Origin of the sequence: Rummeliibacillus pycnus (assembly GCF_050459865.1) — a bacterium.
GTDB classification, from domain to species: Bacteria; Bacillota; Bacilli; order Bacillales_A; family Planococcaceae; genus Rummeliibacillus; species Rummeliibacillus pycnus_B.
The window spans coordinates 1-1,589 of sequence record NZ_JBCMNM010000120.1; the positions used below are offsets into that span (position 1 = coordinate 1).

Genomic DNA, 1,589 nt, shown 5'->3' on the forward strand with positions numbered 1-1,589 from the left:
CCGCAATCGGGCGCTATCCTTGAAATGAAGTGACCCCAAAAAGTTGGACATTTTATTAAGTTAAGCAGCTATAGAGGATTGAATTCGGTATTGTACTGGACTCAATCCTTTTAATTTTCCTTTAATACGTTTGTGGTTGTAGTATTCGATATACAGTTCAAGCTCACGCTTGAAGTGAACCATATTCTCAAATTCTTGTATAAATAATAATTCAGATTTTAATAGACCAAAGAAATTTTCAATTACTGCATTATCTAAACAGTTACCTTTACGAGACATACTTTGGATAATATCATTTTGTTTTAATGCATAAGAGTATTGTTTCATTTGATAATGCCAACCTTGATCCGAATGTAAGACAGGGGCATCTCCTTCGGATAAGCAAATAAAAGCTTTGTCTAACATTTTTGAAACAAGTTCATATGTAGGGCGGCTTTGAATATTATAGGCGATAATCTCACCATTAAATAAATCTAGTACAGGGGAAAGATATAATTTCTCACCAAATAAATGAAATTCTGTTACGTCCGTTACCCACTTTTCATTTGGTTTTGTTGCAACGAAATCACGTTTAAGAATGTTTGGTGCGATTTTACCTACATTTCCTTTATAAGAACGATATTTTTTCATGCGTACAAGCGATTTTAAACCCAATTCCTTCATAAGCCGTTGAACGGTTTTATGATTGATCAGGAAGCCTTGATTACGTAATTCTAACGTTATTCGACGATAACCATATCTTCCCTTATGGTCGTGATATATAGTAGAAATCATCGATTTCATTTCGGCATATTTATCAGGTCGGTCAAAGCGACTTGTCCAGTAATAATAAGTGCTACGTTTGATTCCTGCTAGCTTTATTAACTCTTTTACACTAAATTGATTCCTTAGTTCATAGACTACTTGCGCCTTGTCTTTCGTTTTAATGTTTCCTTTTCTTGAACTAAGGCATTCAACTTTTTTAGAAATGCATTCTCCATACGTAAACGTTCATTCTCTGCTTGTAATGCCTCTAAAGAACCTTCTTCGAAGATCTGATTCTTAGCTTCTTTTTGGTTGTCTTTCTTCAACTTTGTACGCCCCTTTTTCTTAAGAACTAGGGAGTCTATACTTTCATTTCCAAGACTAATTCGCCATTTTCTAATTGTTCCTGGTGTAGGTAAATTAAACTGTACTGCAGTCTCTAAAGAAGACAACCCATTCTCGTTCATATAATTGAGTATGTATAGTTTATCTTCAAAAGTAAAACGTGTACAGCTCTTTTGAAGAGATTCTGGTCCATGAAATTGATATTTTTCAATCCAAAAATGAAGGGTTTCAGTATTAGTTAAATTGAGTGATTTAGCAATAGAAGTAAGGCTTCCTTCACCGTTTTCATAACGAAAAATCGCATCTAATTTTTGTTCAAGAGTAATTCTTGCCATAAAAAGACACCTCCAAGTGTTAGATTCGTGTCTAACATTTGGGGTGCAGTTCAAAAAAGGATAAGCGCTCATTTTTCATTTAAGGGCCAGATTGTTGAATAAGACTTCCAAACAAAGCTGGGTATTCATGTTAAAATTGATATGAGATTGTGAACAAATGTACTT

General features: G+C 34.0%; 1 protein-coding gene. It reads right to left on the reverse strand.

Annotation, left to right across the window (positions count from 1 at the left end; translation table 11 throughout):
* Positions 1 to 60: 60 nt before the first annotated feature.
* A protein-coding gene (locus tag ABE048_RS19750; RefSeq protein WP_430313007.1) for an IS3 family transposase occupies positions 61 to 1,424 on the reverse strand; the annotation gives its coding sequence in 2 pieces (ribosomal slippage) (positions 61 to 965 and positions 965 to 1,424; 1,365 coding nt in all).
* Between the last annotated feature and the right edge of the window lie 165 nt (positions 1,425 to 1,589).